The 15,568-nt window shown below is 57.5% G+C and carries 28 protein-coding genes; all 28 read right to left on the bottom strand.

Annotated features, from left to right (window positions below; genetic code table 11):
* Positions 1-41: 41 nt before the first annotated feature.
* Positions 42-1,835, bottom strand: a complete 1,794-nt coding sequence (dsbD, locus tag LBW87_RS16400) for a protein-disulfide reductase DsbD (protein ID WP_225202575.1) — start codon at positions 1,833-1,835, stop codon at positions 42-44.
* 32 nt (positions 1,836-1,867) lie between these two features.
* Positions 1,868-2,215, bottom strand: coding sequence for a divalent-cation tolerance protein CutA (cutA, locus tag LBW87_RS16405; protein ID WP_225202576.1), 348 nt, complete (start codon positions 2,213-2,215; stop codon positions 1,868-1,870).
* Between the two features lie 137 nt (positions 2,216-2,352).
* A complete protein-coding gene (gene rplQ / locus LBW87_RS16410) occupies positions 2,353-2,748 on the bottom strand; it encodes a 50S ribosomal protein L17 (RefSeq protein ID WP_008113128.1) in 396 nt (131 codons plus the stop codon).
* 151 nt (positions 2,749-2,899) lie between these two features.
* Positions 2,900-3,877: a DNA-directed RNA polymerase subunit alpha gene (locus tag LBW87_RS16415; RefSeq protein ID WP_008113130.1), complete on the bottom strand. Its 978-nt coding sequence runs from the start codon at positions 3,875-3,877 to the stop codon at positions 2,900-2,902.
* A gap of 105 nt (positions 3,878-3,982) precedes the next feature.
* Positions 3,983-4,606, bottom strand: coding sequence for a 30S ribosomal protein S4 (gene rpsD, locus LBW87_RS16420; protein ID WP_008113132.1), 624 nt, complete (start codon positions 4,604-4,606; stop codon positions 3,983-3,985).
* A 173-nt stretch (positions 4,607-4,779) separates the two neighbouring features.
* Complete coding sequence (gene rpsK / locus LBW87_RS16425) at positions 4,780-5,184, bottom strand: 30S ribosomal protein S11 (protein ID WP_008113134.1); 405 nt, start codon at positions 5,182-5,184, stop codon at positions 4,780-4,782.
* Between the two features lie 51 nt (positions 5,185-5,235).
* Positions 5,236-5,601 carry a 30S ribosomal protein S13 gene (gene rpsM, locus LBW87_RS16430; RefSeq protein WP_040501720.1) on the bottom strand — a complete coding sequence of 122 codons (366 nt, stop codon included), beginning with the start codon at positions 5,599-5,601 and terminating at the stop codon, positions 5,236-5,238.
* Positions 5,602-5,629: 28 nt separating this feature from the next.
* Entirely contained in the window at positions 5,630-5,743 is a 114-nt protein-coding gene (gene rpmJ / locus LBW87_RS16435) for a 50S ribosomal protein L36 (protein WP_006464913.1), read from the bottom strand.
* A 98-nt stretch (positions 5,744-5,841) separates the two neighbouring features.
* Positions 5,842-7,173 (bottom strand): preprotein translocase subunit SecY, encoded by a 1,332-nt coding sequence (secY, locus tag LBW87_RS16440; protein WP_008113138.1) that lies wholly within the window; start codon positions 7,171-7,173, stop codon positions 5,842-5,844.
* Between the two features lie 19 nt (positions 7,174-7,192).
* Positions 7,193-7,627: a 50S ribosomal protein L15 gene (gene rplO / locus LBW87_RS16445; RefSeq protein WP_225202577.1), complete on the bottom strand. Its 435-nt coding sequence runs from the start codon at positions 7,625-7,627 to the stop codon at positions 7,193-7,195.
* A gap of 26 nt (positions 7,628-7,653) precedes the next feature.
* The gene (gene rpmD / locus LBW87_RS16450) at positions 7,654-7,833 is read right to left on the bottom strand and encodes a 50S ribosomal protein L30 (protein ID WP_008113143.1); all 180 of its coding nucleotides are present in this window, start codon (positions 7,831-7,833) and stop codon (positions 7,654-7,656) included.
* Positions 7,834-7,843: 10 nt separating this feature from the next.
* Positions 7,844-8,362, bottom strand: coding sequence for a 30S ribosomal protein S5 (gene rpsE, locus LBW87_RS16455; protein ID WP_008113144.1), 519 nt, complete (start codon positions 8,360-8,362; stop codon positions 7,844-7,846).
* A 12-nt stretch (positions 8,363-8,374) separates the two neighbouring features.
* Positions 8,375-8,737, bottom strand: a complete 363-nt coding sequence (gene rplR / locus LBW87_RS16460) for a 50S ribosomal protein L18 (RefSeq protein ID WP_008113146.1) — start codon at positions 8,735-8,737, stop codon at positions 8,375-8,377.
* A 12-nt stretch (positions 8,738-8,749) separates the two neighbouring features.
* Positions 8,750-9,283 carry a 50S ribosomal protein L6 gene (rplF, locus tag LBW87_RS16465; protein ID WP_225202578.1) on the bottom strand — a complete coding sequence of 178 codons (534 nt, stop codon included), beginning with the start codon at positions 9,281-9,283 and terminating at the stop codon, positions 8,750-8,752.
* 10 nt (positions 9,284-9,293) lie between these two features.
* Positions 9,294-9,689, bottom strand: a complete 396-nt coding sequence (rpsH, locus tag LBW87_RS16470) for a 30S ribosomal protein S8 (protein WP_008113150.1) — start codon at positions 9,687-9,689, stop codon at positions 9,294-9,296.
* Positions 9,690-9,703: 14 nt separating this feature from the next.
* Positions 9,704-10,009, bottom strand: a complete 306-nt coding sequence (rpsN, locus tag LBW87_RS16475) for a 30S ribosomal protein S14 (protein ID WP_008113152.1) — start codon at positions 10,007-10,009, stop codon at positions 9,704-9,706.
* A gap of 7 nt (positions 10,010-10,016) precedes the next feature.
* A complete protein-coding gene (rplE, locus tag LBW87_RS16480; RefSeq protein ID WP_008113154.1) occupies positions 10,017-10,556 on the bottom strand; it encodes a 50S ribosomal protein L5 in 540 nt (179 codons plus the stop codon).
* Positions 10,557-10,561: 5 nt separating this feature from the next.
* Positions 10,562-10,876, bottom strand: a complete 315-nt coding sequence (gene rplX / locus LBW87_RS16485; protein WP_008113156.1) for a 50S ribosomal protein L24 — start codon at positions 10,874-10,876, stop codon at positions 10,562-10,564.
* A 9-nt stretch (positions 10,877-10,885) separates the two neighbouring features.
* Positions 10,886-11,254 (bottom strand): 50S ribosomal protein L14, encoded by a 369-nt coding sequence (gene rplN / locus LBW87_RS16490; RefSeq protein ID WP_006464924.1) that lies wholly within the window; start codon positions 11,252-11,254, stop codon positions 10,886-10,888.
* Between the two features lie 191 nt (positions 11,255-11,445).
* A complete protein-coding gene (gene rpsQ / locus LBW87_RS16495; RefSeq protein WP_008113159.1) occupies positions 11,446-11,718 on the bottom strand; it encodes a 30S ribosomal protein S17 in 273 nt (90 codons plus the stop codon).
* The gene (gene rpmC / locus LBW87_RS16500; protein WP_008113161.1) at positions 11,715-11,909 is read right to left on the bottom strand and encodes a 50S ribosomal protein L29; all 195 of its coding nucleotides are present in this window, start codon (positions 11,907-11,909) and stop codon (positions 11,715-11,717) included. Before rpmC ends, rpsQ begins: the two co-directional genes overlap by 4 nt.
* Before the next feature lie 13 nt (positions 11,910-11,922).
* Complete coding sequence (gene rplP / locus LBW87_RS16505) at positions 11,923-12,342, bottom strand: 50S ribosomal protein L16 (protein ID WP_008113163.1); 420 nt, start codon at positions 12,340-12,342, stop codon at positions 11,923-11,925.
* 2 nt (positions 12,343-12,344) lie between these two features.
* The gene (gene rpsC, locus LBW87_RS16510) at positions 12,345-13,172 is read right to left on the bottom strand and encodes a 30S ribosomal protein S3 (protein ID WP_008113165.1); all 828 of its coding nucleotides are present in this window, start codon (positions 13,170-13,172) and stop codon (positions 12,345-12,347) included.
* Positions 13,173-13,181: 9 nt separating this feature from the next.
* On the bottom strand, positions 13,182-13,514 hold the full coding sequence (gene rplV / locus LBW87_RS16515; RefSeq protein WP_225202579.1) for a 50S ribosomal protein L22: 333 nt from the start codon (positions 13,512-13,514) through the stop codon (positions 13,182-13,184).
* A 6-nt stretch (positions 13,515-13,520) separates the two neighbouring features.
* Positions 13,521-13,796 (bottom strand): 30S ribosomal protein S19, encoded by a 276-nt coding sequence (gene rpsS / locus LBW87_RS16520; protein ID WP_008113170.1) that lies wholly within the window; start codon positions 13,794-13,796, stop codon positions 13,521-13,523.
* A gap of 10 nt (positions 13,797-13,806) precedes the next feature.
* Positions 13,807-14,634 carry a 50S ribosomal protein L2 gene (gene rplB, locus LBW87_RS16525; protein ID WP_225202580.1) on the bottom strand — a complete coding sequence of 276 codons (828 nt, stop codon included), beginning with the start codon at positions 14,632-14,634 and terminating at the stop codon, positions 13,807-13,809.
* Positions 14,634-14,951 (bottom strand): 50S ribosomal protein L23, encoded by a 318-nt coding sequence (gene rplW, locus LBW87_RS16530; protein ID WP_008113172.1) that lies wholly within the window; start codon positions 14,949-14,951, stop codon positions 14,634-14,636. The genes rplB and rplW overlap by 1 nt, the downstream gene beginning before the upstream one ends.
* Positions 14,948-15,568 carry a 50S ribosomal protein L4 gene (gene rplD / locus LBW87_RS16535; protein ID WP_008113173.1) on the bottom strand — a complete coding sequence of 207 codons (621 nt, stop codon included), beginning with the start codon at positions 15,566-15,568 and terminating at the stop codon, positions 14,948-14,950. The genes rplW and rplD overlap by 4 nt, the downstream gene beginning before the upstream one ends.

Below are 15,568 nucleotides of genomic sequence, written 5' to 3' on the forward strand. Positions count from 1 at the left end.
CTTATGCAATGACGCCCGGCAGATGATTTCCGGCGCATTTCTCAGCCGGGCGGCAAACTCTGCAGGAAACGTGCCGCATCCTGGTAGCCGATCACCCGACGGCCCGCCTGCTCGCGCCCTTCGGCATCGAAGAACATGATCCCGGGCGGCCCGAACAGGTTGAAGCGCTTGAGCATGGCGCGGTCGTCGGCATTGTTGGCGGTGACATCGATCTGCAGCAGCAGCATGCGATCCATGCGGGCGCGGACCTGGGCATCGCTGAACGTGAAGCGCTCCATTTCCTTGCACGAGACACACCAGTCGGCGTAGAAGTCGAGCATCACGGCGCGTCGTTCGCCACGCGCGTTCTGGGCCAGCGCCGCATCGAGCTCGGCCACCGAGCGTACCCGCACAAATGCTGCATGGGCGGCCTCACTGGACGACGCCGACAGGTGCGACAGCGGCGCAAGCGGGTCGCGTCCGCCGCTCGCCAGCCCGACCAGTTGCAGCAACCCAAGCGCGGCGACCGCCAGGCCCAGCCCGCGCGAGACCCAGGCGCCACGGACGCCCCACAGCAGGTAGGCGCCGTAGCCGATACCCAGCGCCGCCCACCCCAGCATCGCAAGCCAGTCGGCGATCACCGGCGTGAGCATCCATAGCGCGGTGCCCAGCATCAACACACCAAAGAAGCGCTTCACACTATCCATCCAGGCGCCGGCGCGCGGCAGCAGTGCGCCGGCCGAGGCGCCGATGAGCAGCAAGGGCACGCTCATGCCGACCGCCATCGCAAACAGGGCACTCCCGCCCAGCACGACGTCACGGCTCTGGCTGATGTAGAGCAGCGCACCGGCCAGCGGCGCAGCCACGCAAGGGCCGACGATCAAGGCCGAGATCGCGCCCATCGCGAACACGCCGATCCAGGTACCGCTGCCGCCGCCCGAGGCACTGGTCAATCGCGACTGCAGGGCCGCCGGCACCTGCAACTGATAAAAGTCGAACATCGACAGCGCGAGCCCTGCCATCACCAGGGCAAAAGCGCCCAGCACCCAGGGATTCTGTAGGTAGGCTGACAGGCCTTCACCCAGCATGCCGGCAGCGACACCCAATGCGGTATAGACCAGCGCCATGCCGAGTGAATAATCGAGCGACAACAGGAAGCTGCGTGCGCCCTTGCCGCGTTGAGCCGCCACGCCTTGCTGGCCAACGATGATCGACGACAGGATGGGCAGCATCGGCAAGACGCAGGGGGTAAACGACAGCCCCAGCCCCAGCAGGAAGAACAACGACAGCACGCTCCACAGCCGGCCGCTCTTGAGCACCGAGGTGATTCCGGCAATATCACCGCTGGCGTCCTGCTGCGGCTGGGCTGCGCCGTCACTGCCGACACCGCGGGTGACCGCCCCGATGGCTTGCGGCGACAGCTTCACCAGCAATGTCATCGGCGGATAGCACAGTCCCTTGTCGGCACAACCTTGCGACACTGCATTGATGGTGAATTCGCTACCGGCGTCACGCACCGCCAGGCGCGCCTGCACTATGCCGTGATAGGTCTCGACTTCTTTCTGGAAGTTTTCGTCGTACTTCGTTTTACCGGCAGGAAACTGCGGTTCGCCCAGCGTCGCGCCAGTGGCCGTGAAATGAAAGCGGTCCCGGTACATGTAGTAACCGTCGGCAATCCGGTAACTCAGTTCGACCGTGCCGGCGTCGACCATGTGCGCGCTGAGCTGAAATGCCTGCTCGGGCGGCAGGTACTCTTCGTCGGCCTGGGCGGCGCCGCTCCAGCAGCAGATCACTAATGTCCACAGGCAGCACCACAGTGCCCACGGCGACGGATTGGACTTCAAGAGCTTGTTCATGCAGGTCGGTTCGCTTGTTCTGGGTGTGATCTTCAGGTCTGTAATGGGGCAGCGGTTTCGTCGCGCATCCATTGCAGGTAGGACGGCAATCCGCCAGCGACCGGGACGATGATAATTTCCGGCACGTCATAGGGATGCGCCGCCAATATGGCCCGTTCCACCTCGCCATAGCGCGCCTGGGTGGTCTTGATCAATAACGGGATCTCGCTGGCTTGTTCTATCTTGTCGGCCCATCGGTAGATCGAGGTCACCGCCGGCAGGATATTGACGCAGGCTGCCAGCTGCTGCTCGACCAGCTGGCGTGACAGGCGCTCGGCCAGCTCGGCCTCGGGCACGTTGGTCAGCACCAGCAACGGCTGGTTCAGGGGCGAGGAGGTCATGTCGGTGGCTCAAGGTGGCGGCACATGCGGTATTCAACCATATCCGCGCATTCGATGCGTTGCGCCTTATAGGCAATACACGCTTCAGAATGCAAAAAAGCCAGGCAATGCCTGGCTTTTCCGTGAGACAACCGCACTTATTCTGCAGTCGGGACTTCTGCGTCGTCGCTGACTTCAGGACGGTCCAGCAGCTCGATGTAAGCCATCGGAGCGTTGTCGCCTTGACGGAAACCCATCTTCAGGATGCGCAGGTAGCCGCCGTTACGGGTAGCGTAGCGTGGGCCCAGTTCAGCGAACAGCTTCAACACGATTTCGCGATCGCGCAGACGGCTGAAAGCCAGACGCTTGTTGGCCAGGGTGTCGGTCTTGCCCAGGGTCAGGATTGGCTCGACGACGCGGCGCAGTTCCTTGGCCTTTGGCAGGGTGGTCTTGATGGCTTCGTGACGCAGCAGCGAAACGGTCATGTTGCGCAACATGGCCAGACGGTGGGACGAAGTACGATTCAGCTTGCGAAGGCCGTGACGGTGACGCATGGTAATTTCCTTTTAAATAACAGTTTTGATCCAGTTCTTCTATCGGCGCCTGTTGGGCTGACCGCGGACCGGTGATGACGTTTTTTACTACGGGTGCTGCAACCTGCTGGTCCGGAGCGGCCGCAGGCGGTCGCTCCGGACAACAACGATCTTACTTTTCCAGGCCGGCTGGCGGCCAGTTTTCGAGCTTCATGCCCAAGGTCAGGCCGCGCGATGCCAGCACTTCCTTGATTTCGTTCAGCGACTTGCGACCCAGGTTCGGGGTCTTCAGCAGTTCGTTCTCGCTGCGCTGGATCAGGTCGCCGATGTAGTAGATGTTTTCGGCCTTCAGGCAGTTTGCCGAACGCACGGTCAATTCCAGGTCGTCGACCGGACGCAACAGGATCGGATCGACCTGCGGAGCGCGCGATGGTGCTTCTGCAGTCGCTTCGGTGCCTTCCAGTGCCGCGAACACGTTGAGCTGGTCAACCAGCACGCGTGCCGATTGGCGGATCGCTTCTTCCGGGGTGATGACGCCGTTGGTCTCGATGTTGATGACCAGCTTGTCCAGGTCGGTACGTTGTTCCACACGAGCCGATTCGACCGCATAGGAAACACGACGCACAGGCGAGAACGATGCATCCAGGATGATGCGACCGATGGTCTTGTTGGTGTCTTCGGACAGGCGACGCACGTTACCCGGCACGTAGCCACGGCCCTTCTCGACCTTGATCTGCATATCCAGCTTGCCACCGGCAGTCAGATTGGCGATCACGTGATCGGGGTTGATCAGCTCGACATCGTGTGGCAGGTCGATATCCGACGCCAACACAACGCCTTCGCCTTCCTTCTTCAGGGTCAGGGTGACTTCGTCGCGGTTGTGCAGCTTGAAGACCACGCCCTTCAGGTTCAACAGGATGTCGACCACGTCTTCCTGAACGCCGTCCAGCGACGAATACTCGTGCACGACACCGGCGATGGTCACTTCGGTCGGAGCATAGCCGGTCATGGTCGAGAGCAGCACGCGACGCAGCGCGTTACCCAATGTGTGGCCATAGCCACGCTCAAACGGCTCCATGACGACCTTGGCGTGGCCAGGGGCGAGTGCTTCGACTTCGATGATACGGGGCTTCAACAAACTGTTTTGCATGAAATGTCCTTTTCAATACCCTCGGCTCGTTACGCCGATAAGGCTGACGGCAAATCGGAAAATGCCCACCGGAGGGTGGGCACAGGGATACTGCTTGCTACGAAATTAACGCGAGTACAGTTCGACGATCAGCGATTCGTTGACGTCGTTGGCGATTTCGCTGCGGTCAGGCGACGACTTGAAGGTAGCTTCCAGCTTCTTCGAGTCGACCGACACCCACGATGGGTAACCGGATTGCTCTGCCAGCGACAGCGCTTCGGCGATACGCACTTGCTTCTTGGCCTTTTCACGGATGGCGACGACGTCACCAGCCTTGACCGAGTACGAAGCGATGTTGACGACCTTGCCGTTCACGGTCAGGGCCTTGTGCGACACCAGCTGACGTGCTTCAGCGCGGGTCGAACCGAAACCCATGCGGTAGACGACGTTGTCCAGACGCGATTCCAGCAGCTTCAACAGGTTTTCACCGGTGTTGCCCTTGCGACGATCGGCTTCAGCGAAGTAGCGGCGGAACTGACGCTCGAGGACGCCGTACATGCGCTTGACCTTTTGCTTTTCGCGCAATTGGTTGCCGTAGTCGGAGGTGCGGGCACCCGAAGTGCGACCATGTTGGCCTGGCTTGGAATCCAGCTTGCACTTGGAATCCAGCGAGCGACGTGCGCTCTTCAGGAACAGGTCAGTGCCTTCGCGGCGGGAGAGCTTTGCTTTTGGTCCGATATAACGTGCCACAGTATTTCCTTTGTTAAATGACGTCCCGAACTGCCGGACGCTAGTCTGATCTGCTTGAAATCAGACAGTGGGCTTAAGAACAAAACCCGCCAAGGTCGTTGGCGGGTGGAATCCGTTGCTTTTGCCGGGGCTTTTCAGCCTGAATCCGGCAAAGCGCAAGATTATACTACAAATTAGATACGACGACGCTTCGGCGGACGGCAGCCGTTGTGCGGTACCGGAGTCACGTCCTGGATCAAGGTGATCTTGATACCCAGGTTGTTCAACGCACGCACGGAGGATTCACGGCCTGGGCCTGGGCCCTTGATGCGCACTTCCAGGTTCTTGATGCCGCATTCGACCGCAACCTTGCCTGCGGTTTCAGCCGCGACCTGGGCTGCGAACGGAGTCGACTTACGCGAACCCTTGAAGCCAGCACCGCCAGCGGTCGCCCACGACAGGGTGTTGCCCTGACGATCGGTGATCGTGATGATGGTGTTGTTGAACGAAGCGTGAACGAACGCGATACCTTCGGCGACGTTCTTCTTGACTTTCTTACGCACACGCGATGCTGCTGCGTTATTGGGGCTTTTTGCCATAATGATTTCCTTGAATCCGACCAGTGACTAGCGACGACGCGCCTGCCGGGATTATTTCTTCAACGATTGAGCGGCCTTGCGCGGACCCTTGCGAGTACGAGCGTTGGTGCGAGTACGTTGGCCGCGCACTGGCAGACCGCGACGGTGACGCAGACCGCGATAGCAACCCAGATCCATCAGACGCTTGATGTTCATGGACAGCTCGCGGCGCAGATCGCCTTCGACCACGAACTTGGCGATCTCGTCACGCAGCTTTTCGAGTTCGTTGTCGTCCAGGTCCTTGACCTTCTTGTTGGTCGGGACACCGGTCGCAACACAGATATCCTCTGCGCGCGGACGGCCAATACCGTAGATGGCGGTCAAGCCGATGACGGTGTGCTGATGGTTGGGGATGTTAACCCCTGCAATACGTGCCATTCGTTATTCCTCGATCAATAACGTTAAGTTAACCTTGGCGCTGCTTATGACGGGGTTCGGTGCAGATCACACGAACGACGCCATTGCGCTTGATGATTTTGCAGTTGCGGCAGATCCGCTTGACTGATGCGAGCACTTTCATTGTGGCCCTCTTTCTTTCAATACTAGGTTCGATTCACACTGTTACTTGGCACGGAACACTAAGCGTTCCCTGTCGCGTTCCCCTGGGTGACACACCGCTCAACGCGGGGTCATGCCACCCTTGAAATTCGCCTTGCGGAGTAACGATTCATATTGCTGCGACATTACGTAGTTCTGCACTTGGGCCATGAAGTCCATCGTCACGACCACAATGATCAGCAGCGAGGTGCCACCAAAATAGAACGGCACTTTCCAGCGGGCAATCAGGAACTCAGGCAACAGACAGACCAGCGTGATATACACCGCACCAGCCAATGTCAGACGCATCAAGATCTTGTCGATGTAACGCGCCGTCTGGTCACCCGGTCGAATACCCGGAACAAATGCACCACTCTTCTTCAGGTTATCTGCAGTTTCCTTGCTGTTGAATACCAGCGCAGTATAGAAAAAGCAGAAGAACACGATTGCTACCGCATACAGCAAGGCGTGGATAGGTTCACCCGGCGCCATCGACGCTGCCAGATCCTTCAGAAAACGAATGAAGGGATTCGAGCTATCGCCAGAGGTAAACCAGCTCGTAATCGTCGCCGGAAACAAGATGATCGACGAAGCGAAGATCGGTGGGATCACGCCTGCCATGTTCAACTTCAGCGGCAGGTGGCTGCTTTGACCACCGTAGATCTTGTTACCGACCTGACGCTTGGCATAGTTCACCAGGATCTTGCGCTGGCCGCGTTCAATGAACACCACCAGGAAAGTCACCAGCGCCACGATCACGCAGATCAGAATTGCCGACAGCGCATTCATCGAACCAGTACGAACCAGCTCGAACAAACCACCCAGAGCATTCGGCAGACCTGCAGCAATACCAGCGAAGATGATGATCGAGATACCGTTGCCCAGACCACGCTCAGTGATTTGCTCACCCAGCCACATCAGGAACATCGTACCGGTCACCAGGGTCACTACCGTCGTCATGCGAAACGCCAGACCTGGATCCAGCACCAGACCAGCTTGCGATTCAAGTGCCACCGCAATGCCAAGCGCCTGGAACGTCGCCAGCACCAGCGTGCCGTAACGGGTGTACTGGGTAATCTTGCGACGCCCCGATTCTCCCTCTTTCTTCAGCGCTTCCAGCTGCGGCGAAACTACCGACAGCAGCTGCATGATGATCGACGCCGAGATATACGGCATGATCCCCAGTGCAAAGATCGTGAAACGCGACAGTGCACCACCCGAGAACATGTTGAACATGCCCAGGATGCCGCCCTGGTTCTGCTTGAACAATTGCGCCAATTGCGTCGGATCAATACCCGGAACCGGGATATGTGCACCGATGCGATAGACGATCAACGCCCCCAGCAGGAACCACAGACGGCTCCAAGGGAAACCCTTGGCTGCGCCCTTCGCTAATTGAGGAGTAGTTGCCAATTATTGCTCCGGGTTCGGATCACTCAGCGACGGAACCGCCAGCGGCTTCAATAGCAGCCTTGGCACCCTTGGTCGCGATCAGACCCTTGACGGTCACTTTCTTGGTCAATTCGCCGGCCTTGATGATGCGCACGACACGAGCCAGTTCCGACACCAGGCCGGCTTGCTTCAATGCCAATACATCGATCTCTGCGACTGGCAGCTTTTCCAGATCGGACAAACGGACTTCAGCCTTGTACGGCGTTGCCAGCGACTTGAAACCACGCTTTGGCAGACGGCGTTGCAGAGGCATCTGACCGCCTTCGAAACCGACCTTGTGGAAACCGCCCGAACGCGACTTCTGACCCTTGTGACCACGGCCGGAGGTTTTACCCAGACCCGAACCGATGCCACGACCGACGCGACGCTTGTAGTGCTTTGCGCCTTCTGCGGGTTGGATTGTGTTTAATTCCATGATTTGCTCCGTTCGCAAGCTGACGCTTACGAAACAACCTTCACAAGATAGGACACTTTGTTGATCATGCCGCGCACCGACGGGGTATCTTCCAGCACCGATACCGAGTTGACGCGACGCAGACCCAGACCGCGCACGGTCGCGCGGTGGTCCTGACGAGTACCGATCAGACCCTTGACCAGCTGAACTTTGATTGTGTTCGACATCTGATTCACCTTAGCCCAGGATATCTTCGACCGACTTGCCGCGCTTGGCAGCAACTTCAGCCGGAGTGTTCATCTTCGACAGACCGTCGAGGGTGGCACGCACCATGTTGTAGGGGTTGGTCGAACCAGTCGACTTCGCCACCACGTTGGTCACGCCCATCACTTCGAAGATCGCGCGCATCGGGCCGCCGGCGATAACGCCAGTACCGTCCTTGGCAGGCGACATCAACACCGACGAGGCGCCGTGCTTGCCGTGCACCGTGTGGTGCAGGGTGCCGTTCTTCAGCGTAACCTTGATCATCTTGCGACGGGCTTCTTCCATCGCCTTCTGAACGGCCACTGGCACTTCCTTCGACTTGCCCTTGCCCATGCCGATGCGGCCATCGCCGTCACCAACCACTGCCAGCGCAGCGAAACCCATGATACGGCCGCCCTTCACCACTTTGGTGACGCGATTGACCGCGATCATCTTTTCGCGCATGCCGTCATCAGGCTTGTCGCTTTGCTGTTTCGATTGCATTTTTGCCATGATGAATATCCCTTAGAACTTCAGGCCGGCTTCACGCGCAGCCTCAGCCAGCGCCTTGACGCGACCGTGATAACGGAAACCCGAGCGATCGAAAGCGACTTCGGTGACGCCAGCCTTCAGGGCCTTTTCGGCGACGCGCTTGCCGATCAGCGCAGCAGCAGCAGCGTTGCCGCCGTTGCCCGACTGTGCTGCCAGCTCGGCGCGAACTTCGGCTTCCAGAGTCGAGGCCGAAGCCAGAACGTTGGAATCCGGACCGATGACGCTCGCGTAGATGTGCGTATTGGTGCGATGCACGGCCAGGCGATTGACCTTCAGTTCTGCGATCTTGGCGCGAGTCTGAGTCGCACGGCGCAGGCGAGATTGTTTCTTGTCCATCGTCAACCCCTATTACTTCTTCTTGGTTTCTTTGAGCGTCACCACTTCGTCGCTATAGCGCACGCCCTTGCCCTTATAGGGTTCGGGTTCGCGATAAGCACGAATTTCAGCGGCGACCTGACCGACCACCTGACGATCGATACCCTTGATCAGGATTTCGGTCTGTGTCGGGGTCTCAACCTTGATACCAGCAGGCATCTGGTGCACGATCGGGTGCGAAAAGCCCAGCGACAGATTCAGCTTGTCGCCTTGAGCTTGTGCACGGAAACCAACGCCAACCAATTGCAGCTTTCTTTCGAAGCCCTTGGTGACGCCGTTGACCATGTTATTGACCAGAGCACGCAGGGTACCGGACATCGCGTTTGCTTCGCGGCTGTCATCAGCCACTTCGAAGCTCAGCGAGCCATTGTTGTTTGCAACCTTGACCTTACCGGTCAGGGGTTGCGTCAACGAGCCCAGCGGGCCCTTGACGGTGATTGCTGTTGCCGTGATGGTCGCTTCCGCGCCACTTGGCAGTGCAACAGGCATTTTACCTACACGAGACATATTGCACTCCTTAGGCCACGTAGCAAATCACTTCGCCACCGACACCGGTTGCGCGTGCTTTGCGGTCAGTCATCACGCCGCGTGGAGTGGACACAATCGCCACACCCAAGCCATTCATGACGTTCGGAATATCATCCTTGCCCTTGTAGATGCGCAGGCCCGGACGGGACACGCGCTCGAGGCGTTCGATGACCGGACGACCGGCGTAATACTTCAAACCAATTTTCAATTCTGCTTTGCCGCCAGCGTCGACAACAGCGAAATCTTCGATGTAACCCTCGTCCTTCAGGACGTTGGCAATTGCAACCTTCACTTTGGAAGAAGGCATGGCGACAGTAGTCTTTTTCACGCCTTGTGCATTGCGGATACGGGTCAGCATATCGGCGATAGGATCGCTCATACTCATTGCTTGTTCTCCTATTACCAGCTAGCTTTGGTCAAACCCGGGATTTCGCCACGCATGGCGATTTCACGGACCTTGATACGGCCCAATCCGAACTTACGGAAGGTGCCACGGGGACGACCGGTCAAGGCGCAACGATTGCGTTGACGGGTCGGAGCCGAGTTACGCGGCAGCGCCTGCAACTTCAGGCGAGCTTCGTAACGCTCTTCTTCCGACTTCGATTGATCGTTGATAACAGCCTTCAACTCAGCACGCTTGCCGGCATACTTCTTCACCAGGTCGGCGCGCTTCTGTTCGCGGTTAATCAGTGCCAGTTTTGCCATGGCATCCTCAGTTTCTGAACGGGAATTTAAATGCGGCGAGGAGCGCTTTCGCTTCGTCGTCGGTCTTGGCAGTCGTGGTGATACTGATGTTCATACCACGCAGCGCATCGATCTTGTCGTACTCGATTTCGGGGAAAATGATCTGCTCTTTCACACCGATGTTGTAGTTGCCACGACCGTCGAATGCACGACCGGAAACGCCACGGAAGTCACGAACGCGCGGCAGCGCGACAGTGATGAAGCGATCCAGGAATTCGTACATGCGGGCGCCGCGCAGGGTCACCATGCAACCGATCGGGTAGCCTTCGCGGATCTTGAACCCGGCGATCGCTTTGCGCGCCTTGGTCACGACCGGCTTCTGGCCGGCGATCTTGGTCAGGTCGCCCACGGCGTGTTCGATGATCTTCTTGTCCGCAACCGCTTCCGACAGACCCATGTTCAGGGTGATCTTCAGAATGCGTGGAACTTCCATCACCGACTTGTACGAATACTTTGCGGTCAGGTCGGCAACGACCTTTTCTTTATAAAACTCTTGAAGACGTGCCATGATAATTAAACCTTAACGACTTCGCCGCTGGACTTGTAAGCACGGACTTTCTTGCCGTCCACTTGCTTGTAAGCCACGCGATCTGCCTTGCCGGAAGCTGCGTTGAACAACGCAACATTCGACACGTGAATTGGCATCAGCTTATCGACGATGCCGCCAGTTGCACCTGTCATCGGGTTAGGACGGGTCGCTTTCTTAGCAACGTTCACGCCTTCCACGATAACGTAGTCAGCGCTGACGCAAGCACTCACGACGCCGCGCTTGCCCTTGTCTTTGCCGGTCAACACGATGACTTCATCGTTTTTACGAATCTTTGCCATGACCACTCCTTACAGAACTTCAGGTGCCAGGGAAACGATCTTCATGAAGCGCTCAGTGCGCAGCTCACGAGTCACCGGCCCAAAAATACGGGTACCGATCGGCTCGAGCTTGGCATTCAGCAGCACTGCTGCATTGCCATCGAACTTGACCAGCGAACCATCTTGACGACGCACGCCCTTGGCGGTACGAACGACGACAGCATTGTAAATCTCGCCCTTCTTGACGCGACCGCGTGGAGCGGCGCTCTTGACGGTGACCTTGATCACGTCGCCAATGCCCGCATAGCGGCGCTTGGAACCACCCAAGACCTTGATGCACAGAACTTCGCGCGCACCGGTGTTGTCGGCCACTTCGAGCCGGCTTTCAGTTTGAATCATGATATTTTCTTTCCCAACTTAATCCGCGAATCGCACGATGCGAAACTCGGTCAGTCTTGGTCCTGTTAGCAAGCGAACTCGCTAGTTAGGGGACGAATATAAAGCTACTTTTTTACTAACCTTGCCAGCGTGGCGCAGCAAGGACAGAGCTCGATATTATGTCAGCATAATATCGAGCCTGCAAGAACTACTTATACGATTTGTGCTTCCTGCACAACGCGTGTCACTGTCCAGGCTTTGGTCTTGGAGACCGGACGGCCTTCCTGGATTTCAACGACGTCGCCTTCCTTGGCAGTGTTCGACTCGTCATGTGCGTGGTACTTCTTGGTACGCATGATGATTTTGCCGTACAGCGGGTGCTTGACGTGACGTTCGATCAAGACGGTAACAGTCTTGTCCATCTTGTCGGACACAACTTTGCCAATCAGCGTGCGCTTGAGCGCCTGTTTCACTTGATCGTTCATTGTTGACCATCCTTCGAGTTGATCACAGTTTTCACACGCGCGATGTCGCGACGTACTTTCTTCAGCTGTGCGGTATTGTTCAGTTGCTGAGTTGCAATTTGCATACGCAGGCTGAACTGGGCCTTCAACAACTCACCCAGTTCTTTATCCAGCGCAGCCTTGTCCTTACCGCGGAGTTCCGATGCTTTCATATTCCGCTCCTAATTATTGACCGACTTGACGAACAACAAAAGTCGTCGCCAGCGGCAATTTGGCAGCAGCCAAACGGAACGCCTCGCGCGCCAAAGTCTCGTCGACACCGTCCATCTCGTACAGTACCTTACCTGGCTGGATTTCAGCCACGTAGTACTCCGGATTACCCTTACCGTTACCCATACGCACTTCTGCAGGCTTCTGGGAAATTGGCTTGTCCGGGAAAACGCGGATCCAGATACGACCACCGCGCTTGATGTGACGAGTCATCGCACGACGTGCAGCTTCGATCTGACGTGCGGTCAGACGGCCACGGCCGACTGCCTTCAGACCAAAGTCGCCGAACGACACTGCTGTTCCGCGGGTGTGCGAAATACCAGTGTTACGACCCTTTTGTTCTTTACGATATTTTCTACGTGCTGGTTGCAGCATGATTATTCTCCCGCTTTCTCAGCCGACACACCGGCATCGGCAGCTTGAGGACGACCACCGCCGCGCTTGGCGCCGGCGCCCGGAGCACCTGGCGCGCCAGTCTTCGAACGAGGACGTGCACCTGGCTTACCGTCGTCACGACGTGGGCCGCGACGCTTCTTGTCGTCTTCAGGCTCGCCAACCAGAACCGGCGATTCGCCGTTTGCCAGGCGGTCGCCCTTGTAGACCCACACCTTGATACCGATGATGCCGTAGGTGGTTTCAGCTTCCGAAGTACCGTAATCGATATCGGCGCGCAGGGTGTGCAGAGGCACACGACCTTCACGGTACCATTCGGTACGTGCGATTTCGATACCGTTCAGACGGCCCGACGACATGATCTTGATGCCTTGCGCGCCAAGGCGCATTGCATTTTGCATCGCGCGCTTCATGGCGCGACGGAACATGATGCGCTTCTCGAGCTGTTGAGCGATCGAATCGGCGATCAGCTGAGCATCGGCTTCCGGCTTGCGGATTTCTTCGATGTTGACGTGCACGGGCACGCCCATCAGCTTGGCCAGCGACGACTTCAGAACTTCGATGTCTTCGCCCTTCTTGCCGATCACAACACCTGGACGGGAGCTGTAAATGGTGATGCGTGCATTCTTGGCTGGACGCTCGATAACGACGCGACCCACCGAAGCGTTCTTCAGCTTCTTCTTCAGGAAAGCACGGACCTTCAAGTCTTCGTTGAGCATTTCGGCAAATGTTGCATTGCCTGCATACCAACGCGAGCCCCAGTTACGTGTAACCGCCAGACGGAAACCGGTTGGATGAATCTTCTGTCCCATCGTGACTCCTTAGTTTCCGACGGTCACATAAATGTGACACGACTGCTTGGAAATACGATCACCACGGCCCTTTGCGCGCGCTGTGAAGCGCTTCAGGACCGCACCCTTTTCCACATAAATGGTCTTGATCTTCAGTTCGTCGATGTCAACACCATCATTGTGTTCTGCGTTCGCGATTGCGGACTCCAGAACCTTCTTGATGATGGTCGCGCCCTTTTTGGGGCTGAAGGCCAAGATATTCAGTGCTTGATCAACTTTTTTACCGCGGATCAGGTCTGCAACCAGACGGCCCTTCTGAGCCGACAGGTGCACACCGCGCAGGATAGCTTTAGTTTCCATCATAGGACCTTATTTCTTAGCCTTCTTGTCGGCGGCGTGACCCTTGAACGTACGGGTCAGCGCGAATTCGCCGAGCTTGTGACCAACCATGTTTTCCGACACATAGACCGGCACGTGTTGCTTGCCGTTATGCACCGCGATTGTCAGACCGATGAAGTCTGGCATGATCGTCGAACGACGCGACCAGGTCTTGATCGGCTTCTTGTCCTTGATCGCCTGGGCGGTTTCAACCTTCTTCACCAGATGCGCGTCGCAGAACGGACCTTTTTTCAATGAACGTGTCATGTTTTATCCCTTATTTCTTGCCGCGACGCGAGACAATCATCGAAGTCGTACGCTTGTTGCTACGAGTCTTCTTGCCCTTGGTCTGCTGACCCCACGGCGAAACCGGATGACGGCCAGCCGCAGTCTTACCTTCACCACCACCGTGCGGGTGATCAACCGGGTTCATGACGACGCCACGAACGGTCGGGCGGATACCGCGCCAACGTGTAGCACCGGCCTTACCGATCTTGCGCAGGTTGTGTTCGCCGTTACCGACTTCACCGATAGTGGCGCGGCACTCGATGTGCACACGACGCACTTCACCCGAACGCAGACGGACCTGGGCGTAAGTACCTTCACGCGCCATCAGGACCACACCAGCGCCGGCGGTACGAGCGATTTGGGCGCCCTTGCCTGGCAACATTTCCACGCAGTGGATAGTGGTACCGACTGGGATGTTGCGGATCGGCAGGGTGTTACCCGACTTGATCGGCGCTTCCGAGCCGCTGACCAGCTGGTCACCGACGGTCAGACCCTTGGGCGCAATGATGTACTTGCGCTCGCCGTCCGCGTAGCACAGCAAAGCGATGTGCGCGGTACGGTTCGGGTCATATTCGATACGCTCGACCTTGGCCGGAATACCATCCTTGTTGCGACGGAAATCGACAACACGGTAGTGCTGCTTGTGACCACCGCCGATGTGACGGGTGGTGATGTGACCGTTGTTGTTACGACCAGCAGTCTTCGACTTCTTTTCGATCAACGACGCCAGCGGACGGCCCTTGTACAGGTCGGGATTAACGACCTTGACCATACCGCGCCGGCCGGGCGAGGTCGGTTTAACTTTTACGAGTGCCATTATTTAGCCTCCTCGGTGAAGTTGATCTCTTGACCCGGCTTCAGGCTGACGAACGCGCGACGGGTGTGGTTGCGGCGACCGGCAGTACGACCCGAGCGCTTTTGCTTGCCCTGGCGGTTTGCTACCTGGACCGACTCAACTTCCACCTTGAACAGCAGTTCGACGGCAGCCTTGACTTCCAGCTTGGTAGCATCCTTGGTCACCAAAAAAACGACTTGCTCGTTCTTCTCGGCGACGAAGGTTGCCTTTTCAGAGATGACCGGCGCCAGCAGCACCTTCATCAGGCGCTCTTCGCTAAATTTCACGATTGCGTTCATGCCAGCAACTCCTCAATCTTGGCCAGCGCGGCCTTGGTCACCAGGATGCTCTTGTAGAACACCAGCGACACAGGATCGGCTTGATGTGGCTCAACCACCAGCACGCCCGGCAGATTGCGGGAGGCCAGCAGCAGGTTTTCGTCCAGGCTGTCAGTGATCACCAACACCGAGTCCAGACCCATGCTCTTGAGCTTCTGGGACAGCAACTTGGTCTTTGGCGCTTCAACAGCGAAGTTCTCGACCACCGACAGGCGGCCTTCACGTGCCAACTGAGACAGGATCGAGCAGACACCTGCGCGATACATCTTCTTGTTGACCTTGTGGGAGAAGTTCTCGTCTGGCGAGTTCGGGAAAATACGACCACCACCGCGCCACAGAGGCGACGAGGACATACCGGCACGTGCGCGGCCAGTACCCTTTTGACGCCAAGGCTTCTTGGTTGTGTGATGGACTTCTTCACGGTCTTTTTGCTTGCGGTTGCCGCTGCGAGCATTGGCTTGGTAAGCAACCACGACCTGGTGAATCAGGGCTTCGTTGTAATCACGACCGAAAATAGTATCCGGTGCGGCGACGTTCGAAGCAGCTTGACCTTGGTCATTCAGGAGCTTCAGATCCAT

It is taken from the genome of Herbaspirillum sp. alder98 (assembly GCF_020179755.1).
In the GTDB taxonomy this organism is placed as follows: Bacteria; Pseudomonadota; Gammaproteobacteria; order Burkholderiales; family Burkholderiaceae_D; genus Herbaspirillum.

What these genes read in the sequence shown, in the direction of transcription:
- dsbD (WP_225202575.1), bottom strand. Translation starts at nt 1,835, where the DNA reads ATGAACAAGCTCTTGAAGTCCAATCCGTCGCCGTGGGCACTGTGGTGC.
- cutA (WP_225202576.1), bottom strand. Translation starts at nt 2,215, where the DNA reads ATGACCTCCTCGCCCCTGAACCAGCCGTTGCTGGTGCTGACCAACGTG.
- rplQ (WP_008113128.1), bottom strand. Translation starts at nt 2,748, where the DNA reads ATGCGTCACCGTCACGGCCTTCGCAAGCTGAATCGTACTTCGTCCCAC.
- LBW87_RS16415 (WP_008113130.1), bottom strand. Translation starts at nt 3,877, where the DNA reads ATGCAAAACAGTTTGTTGAAGCCCCGTATCATCGAAGTCGAAGCACTC.
- rpsK (WP_008113134.1), bottom strand. Translation starts at nt 5,184, where the DNA reads ATGGCAAAAAGCCCCAATAACGCAGCAGCATCGCGTGTGCGTAAGAAA.
- rpsM (WP_040501720.1), bottom strand. Translation starts at nt 5,601, where the DNA reads ATGGCACGTATTGCAGGGGTTAACATCCCCAACCATCAGCACACCGTC.
- rpmJ (WP_006464913.1), bottom strand. Translation starts at nt 5,743, where the DNA reads ATGAAAGTGCTCGCATCAGTCAAGCGGATCTGCCGCAACTGCAAAATC.
- rplO (WP_225202577.1), bottom strand. Translation starts at nt 7,627, where the DNA reads ATGGAATTAAACACAATCCAACCCGCAGAAGGCGCAAAGCACTACAAG.
- rpmD (WP_008113143.1), bottom strand. Translation starts at nt 7,833, where the DNA reads ATGTCGAACACAATCAAAGTTCAGCTGGTCAAGGGTCTGATCGGTACT.
- rpsE (WP_008113144.1), bottom strand. Translation starts at nt 8,362, where the DNA reads ATGGCAAAAATGCAATCGAAACAGCAAAGCGACAAGCCTGATGACGGC.
- rplR (WP_008113146.1), bottom strand. Translation starts at nt 8,737, where the DNA reads ATGGACAAGAAACAATCTCGCCTGCGCCGTGCGACTCAGACTCGCGCC.
- rplF (WP_225202578.1), bottom strand. Translation starts at nt 9,283, where the DNA reads ATGTCTCGTGTAGGTAAAATGCCTGTTGCACTGCCAAGTGGCGCGGAA.
- rpsH (WP_008113150.1), bottom strand. Translation starts at nt 9,689, where the DNA reads ATGAGTATGAGCGATCCTATCGCCGATATGCTGACCCGTATCCGCAAT.
- rpsN (WP_008113152.1), bottom strand. Translation starts at nt 10,009, where the DNA reads ATGGCAAAACTGGCACTGATTAACCGCGAACAGAAGCGCGCCGACCTG.
- rplE (WP_008113154.1), bottom strand. Translation starts at nt 10,556, where the DNA reads ATGGCACGTCTTCAAGAGTTTTATAAAGAAAAGGTCGTTGCCGACCTG.
- rplX (WP_008113156.1), bottom strand. Translation starts at nt 10,876, where the DNA reads ATGGCAAAGATTCGTAAAAACGATGAAGTCATCGTGTTGACCGGCAAA.
- rplN (WP_006464924.1), bottom strand. Translation starts at nt 11,254, where the DNA reads ATGATTCAAACTGAAAGCCGGCTCGAAGTGGCCGACAACACCGGTGCG.
- rpsQ (WP_008113159.1), bottom strand. Translation starts at nt 11,718, where the DNA reads ATGAACGATCAAGTGAAACAGGCGCTCAAGCGCACGCTGATTGGCAAA.
- rpmC (WP_008113161.1), bottom strand. Translation starts at nt 11,909, where the DNA reads ATGAAAGCATCGGAACTCCGCGGTAAGGACAAGGCTGCGCTGGATAAA.
- rplP (WP_008113163.1), bottom strand. Translation starts at nt 12,342, where the DNA reads ATGCTGCAACCAGCACGTAGAAAATATCGTAAAGAACAAAAGGGTCGT.
- rpsC (WP_008113165.1), bottom strand. Translation starts at nt 13,172, where the DNA reads ATGGGACAGAAGATTCATCCAACCGGTTTCCGTCTGGCGGTTACACGT.
- rplV (WP_225202579.1), bottom strand. Translation starts at nt 13,514, where the DNA reads ATGATGGAAACTAAAGCTATCCTGCGCGGTGTGCACCTGTCGGCTCAG.
- rpsS (WP_008113170.1), bottom strand. Translation starts at nt 13,796, where the DNA reads ATGACACGTTCATTGAAAAAAGGTCCGTTCTGCGACGCGCATCTGGTG.
- rplB (WP_225202580.1), bottom strand. Translation starts at nt 14,634, where the DNA reads ATGGCACTCGTAAAAGTTAAACCGACCTCGCCCGGCCGGCGCGGTATG.
- rplW (WP_008113172.1), bottom strand. Translation starts at nt 14,951, where the DNA reads ATGAACGCAATCGTGAAATTTAGCGAAGAGCGCCTGATGAAGGTGCTG.
- rplD (WP_008113173.1), bottom strand. Translation starts at nt 15,568, where the DNA reads ATGGATCTGAAGCTCCTGAATGACCAAGGTCAAGCTGCTTCGAACGTC.